Genomic DNA, 14908 nt, shown 5'->3' with positions numbered 1-14908 from the left:
CTCAGGCAAAATCCGGAGGATGAGACGATGAAGATTTTGGTTCTCGCACTTGGCGCTGTTCTCCTGCCACTCGCGGCCGCGGCGGCCGAGACTGATGTGGCCCGGTTCCAGTTGGAGAAAAGCGGCGACCATTTCGTCCGGCTCGATCGCCAGACCGGCGCCATGTCGATCTGCCAGGACAAGGACGGCGCCCTGGTCTGCCGGATGGCGGCCGACGAGCGGGCAGCCTATGAGGACGAGCTCGACCGGCTTTCAGAGCGGGTGACCAAGCTGGAACAAGGTGGCCTTATCCAGCGCGCGCTGCCGAGCGACGCCGAGATCGACCGCTCGATCAGCATCATGGAGCGGATGATGAAGAGTTTCATGGGGATGGTGAAGGAGTTCCAGGCTGACGAAAACGCCAATCCCCTTCCGCAGAAGACATGATCTGATATAGTCTATCAGAAAGCATGCATGCAACGCTGAGGGGATAGCGCGCATGCCGGCACGATCGGACTCTTGGGAGGGAGTTTTCGATGCAGGAACAGACCATCATCATTGCGGATGATCATCCGCTGTTTCGCGATGCGCTGCGCCAGGCGGTCATTGGCATGGAGGGCCGCCAGTCGATCGTCGAAGCCGGCGATTTCGCGGCCGTACGCACCGCCGCCAGCACCCATCCTGATGCCGACCTGATGCTGCTGGATCTAGCCATGCCCGGCGTCAGCGGCTTTTCCGGCCTGATGGCGCTGCGCGCCGAATTCGCCAGCCTGCCGATCATCATCGTCTCGGCGACCGACGATGCAACGACGATCCGCCGGGCACTTGAACTCGGCGCTTCCGGCTTCATTTCAAAATCCTCGGGCATCGAAGACATCCGTCGCAGCATCCAGACGGTGCTTGCCGGCGATATCGCGACGCCGGAAAGCTATCGCGACGGCCAGGAGCAGGATCCCGACGTTGCCGATCTGATCCATCGCCTGCACACGCTGACGCCGCAGCAGAGCCGTGTGCTGACCATGCTCGGCGAAGGCCTGTTGAACAAGCAGATCGCCTATGAACTCGGAGTCTCCGAGGCGACGATCAAGGCGCATGTCTCGGCGATCCTGCTGAAACTCAATGTCGACAGCCGCACACAGGCTGTCATCCAGCTCGGCAAGATCAACATGGCGATGGTGGCCTGAGGGTGGCTGAAACCCGCGATAGCAGGATTTTATTCCTTCTTACCTTTACGGGCGTGGTACGGTCGGTTATTATTTCGTCCGGCTGAAAGCGCGGCCTGAGACAGGCTGCACGGAACCGGGCGCATATGCTGTCACACAAGCAGATCTGGGAGGCGATCGACAGGCTTGCCGAACGGCACGAGCTGACGCCATCCGGTCTTGCGCGCCGCGCCGGCCTCGATCCCACCTCCTTCAACAAGTCGAAACGGCTTTCCGCCGATGGGCGGCTGCGCTGGCCGTCGACGGAATCGATCGCCAAGGTGCTCGATGCCACAGGGGCAAGCATGGAGCAGTTTCTCGCCTTCATGCAACCGAGCGCCAATTCTTCCGGAGAGCGGGCCGGCGAGCGCGCCGGGCGCCCGCCAGGCAGCTCCATTCCGCTGCTCGGCTTCGCGCAGGCTGGCGCCGGCGGCTTCTTCGACGATGGCGGCTTTCCGGCCGGTCAGGGCTGGGACGTGGTGGAGTTCCCGGCCAATCCGTCGCAGAGATCCGGCGTCTATGCGCTGGAGGTGCAGGGCGAGAGCATGATGCCGCTCTATCGCGACGGGGATGTGCTGATTGTGGAGCCTGGGGCGCACGTGCGCCGCAACGACCGCGTCGTCGTACGCACATGCGGGGGCGAGGTGATGGCCAAGGTGCTGCTGCGCCAGAGCCCTCGGTCGATCGAGCTGATGTCGCTCAACCCCGAACATCCCAATCGCACTCTTGATCTTTCCGACGTCGATTGGATCGCCCGCATCATCTGGGCCAGCCAGTAGGAAGATATTCCATGCGTCCTGCCGCCATCTTTACAGGTATCACGGGGATGGCGGTGGTAGTCGGCCTGCTGATGGCAGGCGAAGCGAGGCTTCGCGGCGGCACAGCAGGGGAAGAGACCGCACCCGCAGGGGAGACAGCGGCTGCGCCGGATGCTGCCCCCGAGCCCACCGAACGGGCGGCGACGATATCCGATGAACGCGCCGAAATGATCGCACGCTCAGTGGTACCGGCGGGCTCGCCCCCTCCGGAACCGCCTGATCGCGCGGCGCCCAAACCCGAGACCATCACGCAACAAGCCGCGCCGGTCGAGAAAAAGGCGATGGAGCTGCCGAGGCCGCTGGTCGAAAATGCCGGCAGCCTTTCCTTCGGCGAGCGCCGGCTCCATCTTGCCGGCATTGTCCCAACGCCGGCCGACAGGATATGCGGGCCGGCAGGCCGGCAATGGCCTTGCGGCATGATGGCGAAGACGGCGCTGCGCCAGCTCTTGCGCAACCGCAGTATCACCTGCGACCTCGACGCGGTCGAATGGAAGGGAACGGCGATCGCCACCTGCCGGCTCGGCACGCAAGATCTCGGTACGTGGCTTGCGGAAAACGGCTGGGCGGAAGCTGAGGCGGGTTCGCCGCTTGCACCAATCGCCGAGAAGACGAGGCAAGCGCAGAAAGGCATTTACGGCGGAGACCCGCGCCGCAAATGACAGGCCGCCCGCCGGTGCGAGATGCTGCCGATCCCTTGTAATGGCCGTCGCCAATTCCTAATCTCGGCTGATTGAAAAAGGAATCACCAATGAATAAGCCGCTTTCCGCCCATGACGCCCTGATCTACGTGATGGTGATGGCATCCGCCGTCGACAGCACGATGAACGACCGGGAGATGACGAGAATCGGCCAACTGATCGGTTTCCTGCCGGTTTTCAAGGATTTCGACGACGACAAGCTGATTTCGATAGCGCGCGACTGTGCCTCGCTGCTTGCCGGGCCTGAGGGCCTCGACGTCGTTCTCGAAACCGTACGCGACACGCTGCCGACAAAACTCTACGACACGGCCTATGCACTTGCCGTCGAAGTGGCCTCCGCCGATCTCTCGGTCAAGGCTGAGGAACTGCGGCTGCTCAGCCTGCTGCGTGACCGGCTCGGGCTCGACAAGCTCACCTGCGCGGCGATCGAACGCAGCGCGATTGCCCGCTTCCGCAAGGGATAAGCGGAGAGCCTTTCCTGGTCAGATTGAAGCATTCTGCCGGAGCAAGTTTTCGTCAGGGCAGAGATGCCCGGCCCACCGACCGCATCGCTTCGCCATGCGAAGCGATAAGTGCGTCCGGCGATTCCAAAGTCTTGCAGATTTGCCAGGCAAATCTGCGGGAGGGTTGGCTGAAACGGGCCAGGCTGATGAGCCAACAGAACGCTTCAATCTGACCAGGAAAGGCTCTAAGGCTCAGTAGAGGCCGTAGGGAAAATACCGCAGATAAATTTCCTGAAGACGGCCGTTGCGCGACAGTGCGGCAAGCGCATGGTCGATGGCGGAAGTGAGCACGGTGTCCTTCTGCCGCAGCATGATCGTCATTCCCTCGCCGAGGAAATGTTCGGAGAGGTAAGGGCCGTCGAACAGCGCGCAGCATCTGCCAGAGGCCGGCGAAGAGACCCAGAAAGAAAGCTGCAGCGCATCGGCGAATGCGGCATCGACCTTGCGCTCCTTCAACGCCGCAAGCAGGGCGTCCTTGGTGTCGAAGGTTTGTGCCTTCAAGGCCGGGAAAAAGGTGGCAAGCATCGCCTCATGTACCGTGCCTTTGACGACGCCGACCGAATGGTTCGACAGTGCGGCAGCGGTCTTTCCATCGAACGGAGCGCCAAGATTGCGCACGAAACGCGCCGGCAGCATCAGATATGGCCTGGAGAATAGAAATTGCCGACGCAACTCCGGGGTCACCGCAAGGCCGGCGATGACGGCATCGCCCTGCGAGGCGGCGAGCGCATCCTTGAGATCGGCGAAAGGCATCGCCTGGATCTGGCACTTGTCTGAAATCTCGAGCTCGCCGCAAATTTCGCGGGCGAGATCGACGTTGAAACCGGAAAGCTTGCCATTCTGATCGGTGAAATTAAATGGCGGGAAATCAACCGACGTCAGAAAGCGCAAGCGGACCAGCGAGGAGAGATCAGGCCTGGCGAGACGCTCGCGGGCATCGAAGAGCAGCGGCAGCGAGGGGGCAGCCTGCTGGGCGGATGCGGCAAAGCTTGAAAACAGCGCTACCAGAAACAGGCCGGCCGCCAGAAAGGCCCTGAGAGTCGGGGATGCCTGCTGGGTTTCAATCATGGTGATCCAGTCTCGGGGTTCAGCGTCGAAACGTTGCGGGGTCGATGAGATGTAACAGAGTCATGCTCGGCGGGGAATATGTATGGGATTGGGCGAACGCATGAGGCTCAGGAACTGATTGGCCGCGGCATCCTCCCACGCCTCGAAGGCAGGAGCCTCGAGGAACACGCTCCAGCATCGCCCCTTGCATTCCGCAACCACGCCGCACCCGTCTCGCCCTTCGAGGCCCCTCTCGAGCGGATGGCGCAAACCTCCTGCTCCCCTCAAAATTAAGGGCGGGCCAGCGCCTCCACGTTAGCGCGGAATTAAAGAATATCGCCTCTATTTGTCGCGACGACACGAGGCGCCCGCTGGCCGATGGCATGATGCACGCGTCACTCCACTTCCGGCGCCGCGACAGCCAGGCAGCGCTCTTTACGACTATAATCTCCAAACACCGGACGCGCGGCGAGCCGGGCAAAATCGGGTGACATTTCCCATGTTGAAGCATCTGAAGATCCGCACCAAAATCATTTCGGTCGTGGCGCTCATCGGGCTGATCACGATGGCGGGGCTGGTCTATATCATCTCCGAGTTCCGCCGGGCGGACGCCGCCTATAGCGTCTTTATCGATCATGAGGCACAGGCCTCGATGCTGAGCGCGCGCGCCAGCGCCTCTGTCGTAGCTTCGGTGCTGCAGGTCACGTTGGTTGCCGAAATGCAGCCCGACACGCCGACGTACCAGACAGCGCTTGCCACCCCGAGCAAGCTGCCGCAGGCTCGCGACCGGATGAGACAGGCCCTCGCACTCCTTCCGAGCCGCAAGGCGGCGATCGACGAAATTCAGGCGGGCATCGATGAAATCGAAGCCCTGGCCAATAAGATCATCGAGCAGAGCAAGGGCGAGGATCGGGCCGGCGCACTCGCCAATGTTGCGCTGATCAATGCCAGGCTCGATGCGCTGACGCCGAAGATGATCGCCAACAATGATGCGATGATGGCGATGCTCAACGACGGCGGCGACGCGCTTTCGGCGTCCGTCAGCGGCCGGATCACCTTCTGTTTCGTCCTGATCGGCATTGCCGTTCTCGCCGCGATCGGCTTCTCCGTTGCCGTGGCGCAAAAAGGCATCGCCGGCCCGATGACGAAGCTCAGCCTGCGCATGAAGCGGCTTGCCGAAGGCGACACCGATAGCGATATCAGCGGTCTCGATCGCCGCGACGAAGTCGGCCAGATGGCAAAGGCGGTTTCGATCTTCCGCGACAATGCGATCGAGCGTCGTCAAATCGAGGCGCGCGCCGATGCGGACCGCAGTGTCAGCGAGCGCGAGCGACGCGAACGCGAGGCGCAGAAAGCTCGCGAGGCGGCCGAGCTCGAACGCGCCGTCGCAGCCCTTGGCGACGGCCTGCGCCGCCTTGCCGCCGGCGATCTCGCCTCATCCATCGGCGAGCCCTTCGTCGCCCATCTCGATGCGTTGCGCCAGGATTTCAACCACTCGCTCGAGAAGCTCAACGAGACCATGCAGGCGGTCGGCGCCAATGCGCGGGCCATCGGCGCCGGCGCCAACGAGATCCGTTCTTCCGCAGATGAGCTTTCCCGGCGAACGGAACAGCAGTCGGCCTCCGTCGAAGAAACCGCAGCGGCGCTGGAAGAGATTACCACGACGGTGCGCGACGCGGCCAAGCGCGCCGCGGAGGCGAGCCAGCTCGTCACCCGCACACGCCTCGGCGCCGAAAAATCCGGCGAGATCGTCCGCAAGGCCGTATCCGCCATGCAGGAGATCGAAAGGTCCTCCGGCGAAATTTCCAATATCATCGGCGTCATCGACGATATTGCCTTCCAGACCAACCTGCTGGCCTTGAATGCCGGTGTGGAAGCCGCGCGCGCCGGCGAGGCCGGCAAAGGTTTTGCGGTCGTAGCCCAGGAAGTGCGCGAACTCGCCCAGCGCTCGGCCAATGCCGCCAAGGAGATCAAGTCGCTGATCACCAATTCCGGCTCGCATGTGCAAACCGGCGTCACGCTGGTCGGCGAGACCGGCAAGGCGCTCGATGCGATCGTCACCGAGGTGCAGGAGATCAACCAGCACGTCCACGCGATCGCCGAAGCCTCCCGGGAGCAGTCGATCGGGCTGCAGGAGATCAACACCGCCGTCAACACCATGGACCAGGGCACGCAGCAGAATGCGGCGATGGTCGAGCAATCCACCGCCGCCAGCCACAGCCTCGCCAGCGAAGCGGCAGCGCTCAACACGCTGCTCGGCCAATTCCGGCTGACCGGCACAGGCGGTTTTGCCGCCGCTGCACCGATCGCGTCCGTCCGGCCGCCGGCCGCGGCACCTCGCGCGGCAGCGCGCCCGGCAGTCAGGGCAGCCCCGATCCGCATCGCCAAGGAAGGAACGGTGCGCCCCGCCGCCTCCCCGGCCCGCGCGCTCGGTCAACAGCTCGTCAGCGCCTTCGGCCCCAACAGCAGCACGCCGATAAGCAAGGATGGCGACTGGACGGAATTCTGAGCCGGTTGAAAGTATCGCGCGACGTTCCAGGCGCCACTTCCCGAAGGAGTGATGGCCGAGGCGCCGTTTCATCTGCTGCGCCTGTTCCGATCGGGAGTAAGATCGCGGCGTTCGGCGCACCGGAAGGGATAGACATGAAACCGGCAATCATCGGCCTCATCGGCACTCTTGTTCTCGCGGGATGCAACACCGTCAGCTACAGTGGACCGGGTCTTGAACCGATCCCGGGCAGCATCACCTATAATGGCCAGCCGCGCAGCAAGCTCACCAAATCCCCGCCCGGCTCCAGCTTCCCGCATAATTTCATCGACCAGTATGGCCGGGAGGTGGAGGAAACCTACATCATCCAGCCCGACCGGAGCCTGATCATCGCGCATCGGCAATACAAACCGATACGGTTTTTCGGGGATTAGGTTTTAATCGCATCACTGGGAAATTGGAGCGGGTGAAGGGAATCGAACCCTCGTATTCAGCTTGGGAAGCTGCTGCTCTACCATTGAGCTACACCCGCGATGCGCTGAGATTTCCAACAGATGGGGGCCGCTGTCAAGTCGCGACCCTCCGGCAGGCGTCAGATGCGGAAGTGCTTCGAGAGCTTGAGGCCCTGGGCCTGGTAGTTGGAGCCGAGACCGGAGCCGTAGAGGCTGGTGGGTTTTTCCTGCATGTGCTCGTAGACGAGGCGGCCGACGATCTGGCCGTCTTCGAGGATGAAGGGCACTTCGTGGCTGCGCACTTCCAGGACGGCGCGGCTGCCGCGACCGCCGGCCGGCGCGTGGCCGAAGCCCGGATCGAAGAAGCCGGCATAATGGACGCGGAATTCGCCGACCAGCGGATCGAAGGGGGTCATCTCGGCGGCATAATCCGGCGGCACATGCACGGCCTCACGCGAGACGAGGATATAGAATTCGTCGGGATCGAGGATCAGTTCGTTGCGACCGCGGCTGTAAAGCGGCTCCCAGAAATCGAAGATGTCGTGCTGGTCCTTTTCGTCGACATCGACGACGGCGGTGTGGTGTTTGCCGCGATAGCCGATCAGGCCGTCCTTGTCGCCGGAGAGATCGATCGAAAGCGCGATGCCGCCGCCGGAGACGTTCGGCTGCTTGCTAGCGACGAGCGTCTCGCTTTCATGCAGCTTCAGAAGTTCCGGCTCCCCGAGCACGGACTGGCCGACGCGGAATCGGATCTGCGAGAGGCGCGAGCCGCGGCGCACGACGATCGGGAAGGTGCGCGGGCTGATTTCCAGATAGAGCGGCCCGGAATAACCTGACGGTATCTTGTCGAATTCCTGGGCGTAGTCGGTGATGACGCGGGTGAAGATGTCGAGCCTTCCGGTCGAGCTCTTCGGATTCGCCGAGGCCGACATGTCGGCCGGCAGCGCCAGGCTCTCCATCAATGGCACGATATAGACACAGCCGGTTTCGAGCACCGCGCCCTGGGAAAGGTCGATCACGTGCAGGCTCAGCCGGTCGAGCTTGTCCGACACCAGATGCGAGGGGCCGGGCATGAACGAGGCGCGCACTCGAAAGGCCTTTGCGCCCAAGCGAAGGTCGAGGCTTGCCGGCTGGATCTGATCGCGGTCCAGCTCCCGCTCGGAGATAAGACGCCCCGTTTCAAACAGCGCCGAAATCGCGCGGTCCGCCAGAATTCCAGTGTCGCGAGCCATCATGCCCCATCCATCTTTTGCGCCGACAAAACCAAACTCGGGGAATTGACGCAAGCAGCTAACAGCAGTATTGCAGAATTATCCCGTGGTGATTTGGCCGGTCGGCTTGCAGCCACGTTAAACAAGTGGCTAAAAAGACCGGGTTATGAAACCGGTCTGCTTTTGCGGCCGGTTTTTTTGTTATGTGAAGGTGATGGCATGAGCAAGACCTGGCGCCCGGCAACCCAACTCGTCCATGGCGGCACGCTGCGTTCGCAATATGGCGAAACGTCCGAGGCAATCTATCTCACGCAGGGTTTCGTCTATGAGACGTCGGAAGCGGCCGAAGCCCGCTTCAAGGGCGAAACGGACGGCTTCATCTACGCCCGCTACGGCAGCCCGACCAACGACATGTTCGAAAAGCGCATGTGCGCATTGGAAGGCGCCGAAGACGCCCGCGCCACCGCTTCCGGCATGGCGGCCGTCACCGCCGCCGTCCTCTGCCAGGTCAAGGCGGGCGACCATATCGTCGCCGCCCGCGCTCTGTTCGGCTCCTGCCGCTGGGTGGTGGAAACGCTGGCACCGAAATACGGGATCGAATGCACGCTGGTCGACGGCCGCGATCTCGCCAACTGGGAGAAGGCCATCCGGCCGAACACCAAGGTGTTCTTCCTGGAAAGCCCGACCAACCCGACGCTCGAGGTGATCGACATATCAGGCGTCGCCAGACTCGCCAATCAGATCGGCGCCAAGGTGGTGGTCGACAACGTCTTCGCAACGCCGCTCTTCCAAAAGCCGCTCGAACTCGGCGCCCATATCGTCGTCTATTCCGCCACCAAGCATATCGACGGCCAGGGCCGGTGCCTGGGCGGCGTGGTGCTCGCCGACAAGGCGTGGATCGACGAGAACCTGCACGACTACTTCCGCCACACAGGCCCGGCCATGTCGCCATTCAATGCCTGGACACTTCTGAAGGGCATCGAGACGCTGCCGCTGCGGGTGAAACAGCAGACTGAGAATGCAGCAAGGATCGCCGACTTCCTGGCCGACCAAAACAAGATTGCCAAGGTGATCTATCCCGGGCGCGAGGATCACCCGCAGGCCGACATCATCGCCAGTCAGATGACCGGCGGCTCGACGCTTGTTGCCTTCGAGCTGAAAGGCGGCAAGGAAGCTGCCTTCGCCCTGCAGAATGCGCTCGAGATCATCAAGATTTCCAACAATCTCGGCGACAGCAAGAGCCTGATCACCCATCCGGCGACGACGACGCACAAGAACCTGACGGAAGAAGCGCGTGCCGAACTCGGCATTTCTCCGGGCACAGTGCGCCTTTCGGCCGGCATCGAGGACACGGAAGACCTGATCGAGGATTTCGCGCGGGCACTCGCCAAGGTCTCGGGCTGACCGACGACAATGGCGGCCGGGCTTCATGCAAATCCGGCCGCCCATCTGCGGGAACAAGTTCACCCGCGCCGGCGTTGCGAAGTAAAATTAACGCTGGCAATTAGGCTTAACGATCGAAAACCATTCGATCATGAGCATTTGACCGCTGATCAACGTTCCGTTTCTTGACGGGCAGGCCCTTCTTATAAGATACGGGTAACATATCTTGACTAAGGTGCAAGGCATGTATCGCGCCCTCACAAGAGATATCGAAGTCGTGGTCGAACCGTTCTATCTGGAGGAGCAATCCGATCCGGAAGACGATCGCTATGTCTGGGGTTACCGGATTGTTATCAGCAACAATTCCGGCGTCGCTGTCCGCCTGGTCAACCGCTACTGGAACATCACCGACCAGAACGGACAGGTGGACGAGGTGACCGGTCCGGGGGTCGTCGGCGAACAGCCGCGGCTCAGCCCGGGCGACACCTATGAATATTCTTCCGGCTGCCCGCTCGACACGCCGTCAGGGCTGATGTTCGGCCATTACCAGATGGAAACGGATGAAGGCGAGCTGTTCGACGTCGACATCCCCGCCTTCTCGCTGGATTCGCCGGGTCTGCTACGCGTGCTTAATTGAACGCGTAGCGTAGAAAATGCTACTCATCACTGCAAAGTAGCAGAACGTTCTGGTGGACGTGCGACCCAGATTGCGGAGCCTTGCCCCTTCATCCGCGTGCCGGCGCCGACCAATACCTGGGGGATGCAAGATCGATCTGGTCGCACAGCCGTGGATCCCAGGCTTGCCCAATTATCAATCTACTAAAGATCGAAAGGATCCGAGGCCTGAGTACCTGGCTTTGCTTCGAACGGATCTTTAGATTGCGGCGGTGCTGGCTGTTTTGCGACCGCATCGTTTACCGCCTTTTGGCAGGCGAGCAACTCATCCGCTGCCCTGGCGGAATCTTTCAGACCGAGGGCTACAATCTGCTTTCCTCTAAAGCTGGCGCGGAAACTCAGTTTACCCGCAAACTCCGCAATCAAGTCAGGATCCTTGGAATCAATCCATAATGATTTGAAGCCAGGGAGATCCAGACCTGTCGCATCAGCCGTCCATTTATACTCGCCTAACGAGAGTTCGAGGGGATAGCGCTTCCCTTTCTCCAGGGATTTCCAGTTTGGATTTCCGAGCATGATGTAAAAAGGGTTGTCCTTTTTCCGGAGATTGAAACCAAGACGAAAAATGGTGTCGTCATCAAAGGAAGTCAGAACAAAACAGCCATTGTCTAAGGTCGGATCGACAGCCACGCTCCAATCGCCGATCTCTTTCCATTGGTTTGTCTCGTCAGCCAAGCCAATTCGTGGCATCGCAGCCGTTAATGCGAGTACGAAATATAAAAAGCGCATAAGGCCCACCCCAAAGTACCAGTTGGGGAATAGGTGCACAGTAACTACCGAAAGTCGAGCCACGGTGCCGCTGCAATGCCATTTTTTTCGCGCGCTGCGCGCGACCGATGTTATTCCGCCGGCTGAAGCTCGGCCGCCTGGAAGCGATAGGTGGTCGAGCAGAATTCGCAGGTCACGGCGATTTCGCCATTTTCCTGGCTGGCCTCGATCTCCTCGGCGGTGAAGCCCTTCAGCACGTTACCGATCTTTTCCCGCGAACAGCTGCAGCGGTCGAAGACGGCGCGCGGTTCGTAGACGCGCACGCCGCGCTCGTGGAACAGGCGGAACAAGAGCCGTTCTGTGCCGACCTGCGGATCCGTCAACTCATCGGCGTCGATGGTCTCGACAAGCGAACGCGCTTCGACCCAGGCGTCGTCCTCGCCATGGGGGCGGTCGCCGTTGTCGCCGTCACCGCCGTGGAGATCGGGGTGGCGCATGCGCTCCGGCGCCTCCGGCAGGAACTGGGCGACGAGACCGCCGGCGCGCCAGCGATGGCGCGGCTTGCCGGCGTCGTCACGGTCCAAGAGTTCGGCCGCAGCCAGGCGCACGCGCGTCGGGATCTGCTCCGACTGGCGGAAATAGACACCGGCAATCTCTTCGAGCGAGGTGCCATCGAGCGCGACGATGCCCTGATAGGGTTGAGCGAACTTGCCTTGATCGATGGTGAAGGCGAGCACGCCCTTGCCGAGCAACTGCTCCGGCTCGGTCTCGCCTGATGCGACGGCCTTGTCGAGCAGCGACCGGTCAAAACGGGCATAAGCACGGACGTTGTCAGGCGTCGAGAAATCGGCGACGAGGAGATCGACCGGGCCGTCGCCCTTGGTCTGCACAGTGAACTTGCCGTCGAACTTCAGCGAGGTGCCGAGCAGCACCGTCAGCACGACCACTTCGGCAAGCAGCCGGGCGACGGGCGCGGGATAGTGATGGCGCTCGAGAATGGCATCGAGCATGGGCCCGAGCTGGACGGCGCGACCGCGCACATCCAGACCCTCCACCTGAAAGGGGACGACATGATCATCGCCGGCGAAATCGAACTGGCCGAGGGCGGCTGCAGCTTCTGCCATGGCATTCACTCCTAGTTCTCAAGCAAAGGGTCAGCGTGCCCTTCGCTCGCGCGGCCGCAAGTCCGTGACTTACAGGCTTCCGATTATGGTTCAGATCGCGCCCAGGCACCAAGCAAGAATCGACTTCTGCGCATGAAGACGGTTTTCCGCCTCATCGAAGACCACGGATTGCGGGCCGTCGATCACCTCGTCCGTCACTTCCTCACCGCGATGAGCGGGCAGGCAATGCATGAACAATGCATCATTGCCGGCCTTGGCCATCAAGGCCGCATTGACCTGATAAGGCTGGAAGACGTTGTGACCCCGGGCCCGATGTTCCTGATTCATGGAGACCCAGGTATCGGTCACCACGCAATCGGCGCCGGCGACCGCACGGTCGGCATCATGGCAGAGCATGATTTCGGCGCCCTCATTGCGGGCCCAGTTCAGATAGTGATCCTTGGGCTCCGAACCAAGGGGCACGGCCATGTTCATGCGGTAGCCGAAGCGCGCGGCGCCTTCGACCAGCGAATGCAGCACATTGTTGCCGTCGCCGGTCCAGGCGATGGTCTTGCCCTTGATCGGGCCGCGGTGCTCCTCGTAGGTCATGATATCGGCCATGATCTGGCAAGGATGGGTATCATCCGTCAGCGCATTGATGACAGGCACGGTCGCGTGCTCGGCAAGCTCCAGCAGGCGCGAATGCTCGGTCGTGCGGATCATGATTGCATCGACATAACGCGACAGCACCTTGGCGGTGTCCCCGATCGTCTCGGCGCGGCCGAGCTGCATTTCGGTGCCCGAAAGGAAGAGTGTTTCGCCGCCGAGCTGACGCATGCCGACGTCGAAGGAGACGCGGGTGCGCGTCGACGGTTTCTCGAAGATCATCGCCAGCATCTTGCCGGCGAGCGGCTTGTCGTCTTTGCCGGCCTTGAAGGCCTGCTTGCGGGCGAGCGCGTCGTTCATGATGGTTCTGAGGTCGGCTGATGTGACCGCCGAAAGATCTAGGAAATGTTTGGGAGCCATGTTCTTACCTGTCGTGCGCCCGAAGGCGGCGATCCTTTCAAGCCGTCTTCTTGACCTTGGAGGCGCGGATGCTCTCGGCGGCGCGCTCGAGGCGCGCGAGCCCTTCGCGGGCTTCCTCGGCAGTGACGACGAGCGGAGGAAGAAGGCGGATGACGTTGTCGCCCGCCGGCACGCCGAGCAGGTGCGCGGCGCGGATCGCCTGCAGCAGTTCGGCGGAGGAAACCGCAGCCTTGACGCCGAGCAGAAGCCCCTCGCCTCTGATATCCTCGATCACGTCGGGATAACGATCCTTGAGCGAGGCAAGCCCCTGACGGAAGACGAGCGCCACGTCGCGCACATGCTCAAGGAAACCATCCGCGAGAATGATATCGAGCACGGCGCTGCCAACGGCCATGGCAAGCGGATTGCCGCCATAGGTCGAACCATGCGTGCCGGCCTTCATTCCGGAAGCGGCCTCCGCGGTGGCAAGGCAGGCTCCGAGCGGGAAACCGCCGCCGATGCCCTTGGCAACGGCCATGATGTCGGGTGTGATGCCGGACCATTCATGGGCGAAGAGCTTGCCGGTGCGGCCGACGCCCGTCTGCACCTCGTCGAGGATCAACAGCAGGCCCTTTTCGTCGCAGATCTGGCGAAGCGCCTTCATGAACTCGTTGGTTGCAGGACGCACACCGCCCTCGCCCTGCACCGGTTCGATCAGGATTGCTGCCGTCGCATCGGTAACGGCGGCGCGGACGGCATCGATGTCGCCAAAGGGCACCTGATCGAAACCCGGCGCCTTAGGGCCGAAGCCTTCGAGATATTTCTCCTGGCCGCCGGCGGCGATCGTCGCGAGCGTGCGGCCGTGGAAGGCGCCTTCGAAGGTGATGATATGGAAGCGCTCGGGGTGGCCCTTGGAGAACTGATAGCGGCGCGCCGTCTTGACGGCGCATTCGAGCGCCTCCGCGCCCGAATTGGTGAAGAACACCTTGTCGGCAAAGGTTGCGTCGGTCAGGCGCTTGGCGAGGCGCTCCTGGCCGGGGATCTCATAGATATTGGAGAGGTGCCAGACCTTATCGGCCTGCTCCTTCAGCGCTGCGACAACGTGCGGATTGCTGTGGCCGACCGATGTCACGGCGACGCCGGCGCCGAAATCGAGATAACGCTCGCCGCCTTCGGTGATCAGCCATACGCCCTCGCCTCGCTCGAACCGCAGCGGGGCGCGAGAATAGGTGTCATAAAGCGGCGCGGCTTCAGCCATGGCGCGGGTCTCCCAATGTTGTCATGCCCGGACTCCGGCTAAAGACACCAAGCCCGACAAATTAAAAATGCCGCCTTTCGGCGGCAAGCGGTACTATTTCCTTTTCGCGCTGCAATGTCAACAAAACTGCGGCCTTAGCGCATGCAGCAAGCTAGTACAGGGGCGTTTCCGGCCTTCAACAGGCATTATTGCAGAAATGACACGCGGAGGCAGCAAGTTGGGGAAAACTTGAAATTCGATTCATCCGGATTCCCGCGACTCTTGTCACGGAGTCAGCCTCACACTAGGTTAAAGTTCAATTACTAGACTGCATGCGGCGGAACTAGTCACCAAAATTGATCAGGCGTTTCTTGTTTCGGAGGCTTCCGGGACAACGGT

At 61.8% G+C, this 14908-nt stretch carries 15 protein-coding genes, 1 tRNA gene and 1 riboswitch; of the genes, 9 read left to right on the top strand and 7 right to left on the bottom strand.

Annotated features, from left to right (window positions below):
- Positions 1–27: 27 nt before the first annotated feature.
- The 5 genes from J2J98_RS02585 to J2J98_RS02565 all read left to right on the top strand — a co-directional run bounded on the left by J2J98_RS02585 (position 28) and on the right by J2J98_RS02565 (position 3161).
- Positions 28–426, top strand: coding sequence for a hypothetical protein (locus tag J2J98_RS02585; protein ID WP_064709929.1), 399 nt, complete (start codon positions 28–30; stop codon positions 424–426).
- Between the two features lie 89 nt (positions 427–515).
- Positions 516–1163, top strand: a complete 648-nt coding sequence (locus tag J2J98_RS02580) for a response regulator (protein WP_064709758.1) — start codon at positions 516–518, stop codon at positions 1161–1163.
- A gap of 125 nt (positions 1164–1288) precedes the next feature.
- Positions 1289–1960, top strand: coding sequence for a S24 family peptidase (locus tag J2J98_RS02575; RefSeq protein ID WP_064711708.1), 672 nt, complete (start codon positions 1289–1291; stop codon positions 1958–1960).
- Positions 1961–1971: 11 nt separating this feature from the next.
- On the top strand, positions 1972–2658 hold the full coding sequence (locus tag J2J98_RS02570) for a thermonuclease family protein (protein ID WP_138395426.1): 687 nt from the start codon (positions 1972–1974) through the stop codon (positions 2656–2658).
- An 89-nt stretch (positions 2659–2747) separates the two neighbouring features.
- Entirely contained in the window at positions 2748–3161 is a 414-nt protein-coding gene (locus tag J2J98_RS02565; RefSeq protein WP_064709755.1) for a tellurite resistance TerB family protein, read from the top strand.
- Positions 3162–3392: 231 nt separating this feature from the next.
- Here J2J98_RS02565 and J2J98_RS02560 read toward each other — a convergent pair whose 3' ends face one another.
- Positions 3393–4268, bottom strand: coding sequence for a transporter substrate-binding domain-containing protein (locus J2J98_RS02560; protein ID WP_138395425.1), 876 nt, complete (start codon positions 4266–4268; stop codon positions 3393–3395).
- 478 nt (positions 4269–4746) lie between these two features.
- Here J2J98_RS02560 and J2J98_RS02555 point away from each other — a divergent pair, with 478 nt between their 5' ends.
- Together J2J98_RS02555 and J2J98_RS02550 are read left to right on the top strand one after the other, a co-directional pair.
- A complete protein-coding gene (locus J2J98_RS02555) occupies positions 4747–6756 on the top strand; it encodes a methyl-accepting chemotaxis protein (protein ID WP_138395424.1) in 2010 nt (669 codons plus the stop codon).
- Between the two features lie 134 nt (positions 6757–6890).
- Positions 6891–7169: a hypothetical protein gene (locus J2J98_RS02550; RefSeq protein ID WP_064711712.1), complete on the top strand. Its 279-nt coding sequence runs from the start codon at positions 6891–6893 to the stop codon at positions 7167–7169.
- 24 nt (positions 7170–7193) lie between these two features.
- On the opposite strand, the gene J2J98_RS02545 is transcribed toward J2J98_RS02550, so the two are convergent.
- Together J2J98_RS02545 and J2J98_RS02540 are read right to left on the bottom strand one after the other, a co-directional pair.
- A tRNA-Gly gene (locus tag J2J98_RS02545) sits at positions 7194–7267 on the bottom strand.
- 60 nt (positions 7268–7327) lie between these two features.
- Complete coding sequence (locus tag J2J98_RS02540) at positions 7328–8422, bottom strand: 2'-deoxycytidine 5'-triphosphate deaminase (RefSeq protein WP_064709752.1); 1095 nt, start codon at positions 8420–8422, stop codon at positions 7328–7330.
- A gap of 72 nt (positions 8423–8494) precedes the next feature.
- Positions 8495–8573, top strand: a riboswitch (SAM riboswitch).
- Positions 8574–8617: 44 nt separating this feature from the next.
- Here J2J98_RS02540 and J2J98_RS02535 point away from each other — a divergent pair.
- Together J2J98_RS02535 and apaG are read left to right on the top strand one after the other, a co-directional pair.
- Positions 8618–9802, top strand: coding sequence for an O-succinylhomoserine sulfhydrylase (locus J2J98_RS02535; RefSeq protein ID WP_138395423.1), 1185 nt, complete (start codon positions 8618–8620; stop codon positions 9800–9802).
- A 223-nt stretch (positions 9803–10025) separates the two neighbouring features.
- Complete coding sequence (gene apaG / locus J2J98_RS02530; RefSeq protein WP_011423893.1) at positions 10026–10418, top strand: Co2+/Mg2+ efflux protein ApaG; 393 nt, start codon at positions 10026–10028, stop codon at positions 10416–10418.
- Positions 10419–10600: 182 nt separating this feature from the next.
- On the opposite strand, the gene J2J98_RS02525 is transcribed toward apaG, so the two are convergent.
- From J2J98_RS02525 to J2J98_RS02510, 4 genes are all read right to left on the bottom strand, one after another.
- Positions 10601–11185, bottom strand: coding sequence for a hypothetical protein (locus J2J98_RS02525; RefSeq protein WP_138395422.1), 585 nt, complete (start codon positions 11183–11185; stop codon positions 10601–10603).
- A 110-nt stretch (positions 11186–11295) separates the two neighbouring features.
- Positions 11296–12288: an Hsp33 family molecular chaperone gene (locus J2J98_RS02520; protein WP_138395421.1), complete on the bottom strand. Its 993-nt coding sequence runs from the start codon at positions 12286–12288 to the stop codon at positions 11296–11298.
- Positions 12289–12378: 90 nt separating this feature from the next.
- Positions 12379–13293 (bottom strand): ornithine carbamoyltransferase, encoded by a 915-nt coding sequence (argF, locus tag J2J98_RS02515; protein WP_064709749.1) that lies wholly within the window; start codon positions 13291–13293, stop codon positions 12379–12381.
- A gap of 37 nt (positions 13294–13330) precedes the next feature.
- Positions 13331–14530, bottom strand: a complete 1200-nt coding sequence (locus tag J2J98_RS02510) for an aspartate aminotransferase family protein (protein ID WP_138395420.1) — start codon at positions 14528–14530, stop codon at positions 13331–13333.
- Between the last annotated feature and the right edge of the window lie 378 nt (positions 14531–14908).

Source organism: Rhizobium bangladeshense (assembly GCF_017357245.1).
Taxonomy (GTDB): domain Bacteria; phylum Pseudomonadota; class Alphaproteobacteria; order Rhizobiales; family Rhizobiaceae; genus Rhizobium; species Rhizobium bangladeshense.
The sequence above is the reverse complement of the archived record's forward strand: the minus strand, read 5'-3'. Positions and strand labels throughout refer to the sequence as shown.

Coding starts and splice junctions, on each gene's coding strand:
- J2J98_RS02585 (WP_064709929.1), top strand. CDS start 28: ATGAAGATTTTGGTTCTCGCACTTGGCGCTGTTCTCCTGCCACTCGCG.
- J2J98_RS02580 (WP_064709758.1), top strand. CDS start 516: ATGCAGGAACAGACCATCATCATTGCGGATGATCATCCGCTGTTTCGC.
- J2J98_RS02575 (WP_064711708.1), top strand. CDS start 1,289: ATGCTGTCACACAAGCAGATCTGGGAGGCGATCGACAGGCTTGCCGAA.
- J2J98_RS02570 (WP_138395426.1), top strand. CDS start 1,972: ATGCGTCCTGCCGCCATCTTTACAGGTATCACGGGGATGGCGGTGGTA.
- J2J98_RS02565 (WP_064709755.1), top strand. CDS start 2,748: ATGAATAAGCCGCTTTCCGCCCATGACGCCCTGATCTACGTGATGGTG.
- J2J98_RS02560 (WP_138395425.1), bottom strand. CDS start 4,268: ATGATTGAAACCCAGCAGGCATCCCCGACTCTCAGGGCCTTTCTGGCG.
- J2J98_RS02555 (WP_138395424.1), top strand. CDS start 4,747: ATGTTGAAGCATCTGAAGATCCGCACCAAAATCATTTCGGTCGTGGCG.
- J2J98_RS02550 (WP_064711712.1), top strand. CDS start 6,891: ATGAAACCGGCAATCATCGGCCTCATCGGCACTCTTGTTCTCGCGGGA.
- J2J98_RS02540 (WP_064709752.1), bottom strand. CDS start 8,422: ATGATGGCTCGCGACACTGGAATTCTGGCGGACCGCGCGATTTCGGCG.
- J2J98_RS02535 (WP_138395423.1), top strand. CDS start 8,618: ATGAGCAAGACCTGGCGCCCGGCAACCCAACTCGTCCATGGCGGCACG.
- apaG (WP_011423893.1), top strand. CDS start 10,026: ATGTATCGCGCCCTCACAAGAGATATCGAAGTCGTGGTCGAACCGTTC.
- J2J98_RS02525 (WP_138395422.1), bottom strand. CDS start 11,185: ATGCGCTTTTTATATTTCGTACTCGCATTAACGGCTGCGATGCCACGA.
- J2J98_RS02520 (WP_138395421.1), bottom strand. CDS start 12,288: ATGGCAGAAGCTGCAGCCGCCCTCGGCCAGTTCGATTTCGCCGGCGAT.
- argF (WP_064709749.1), bottom strand. CDS start 13,293: ATGGCTCCCAAACATTTCCTAGATCTTTCGGCGGTCACATCAGCCGAC.
- J2J98_RS02510 (WP_138395420.1), bottom strand. CDS start 14,530: ATGGCTGAAGCCGCGCCGCTTTATGACACCTATTCTCGCGCCCCGCTG.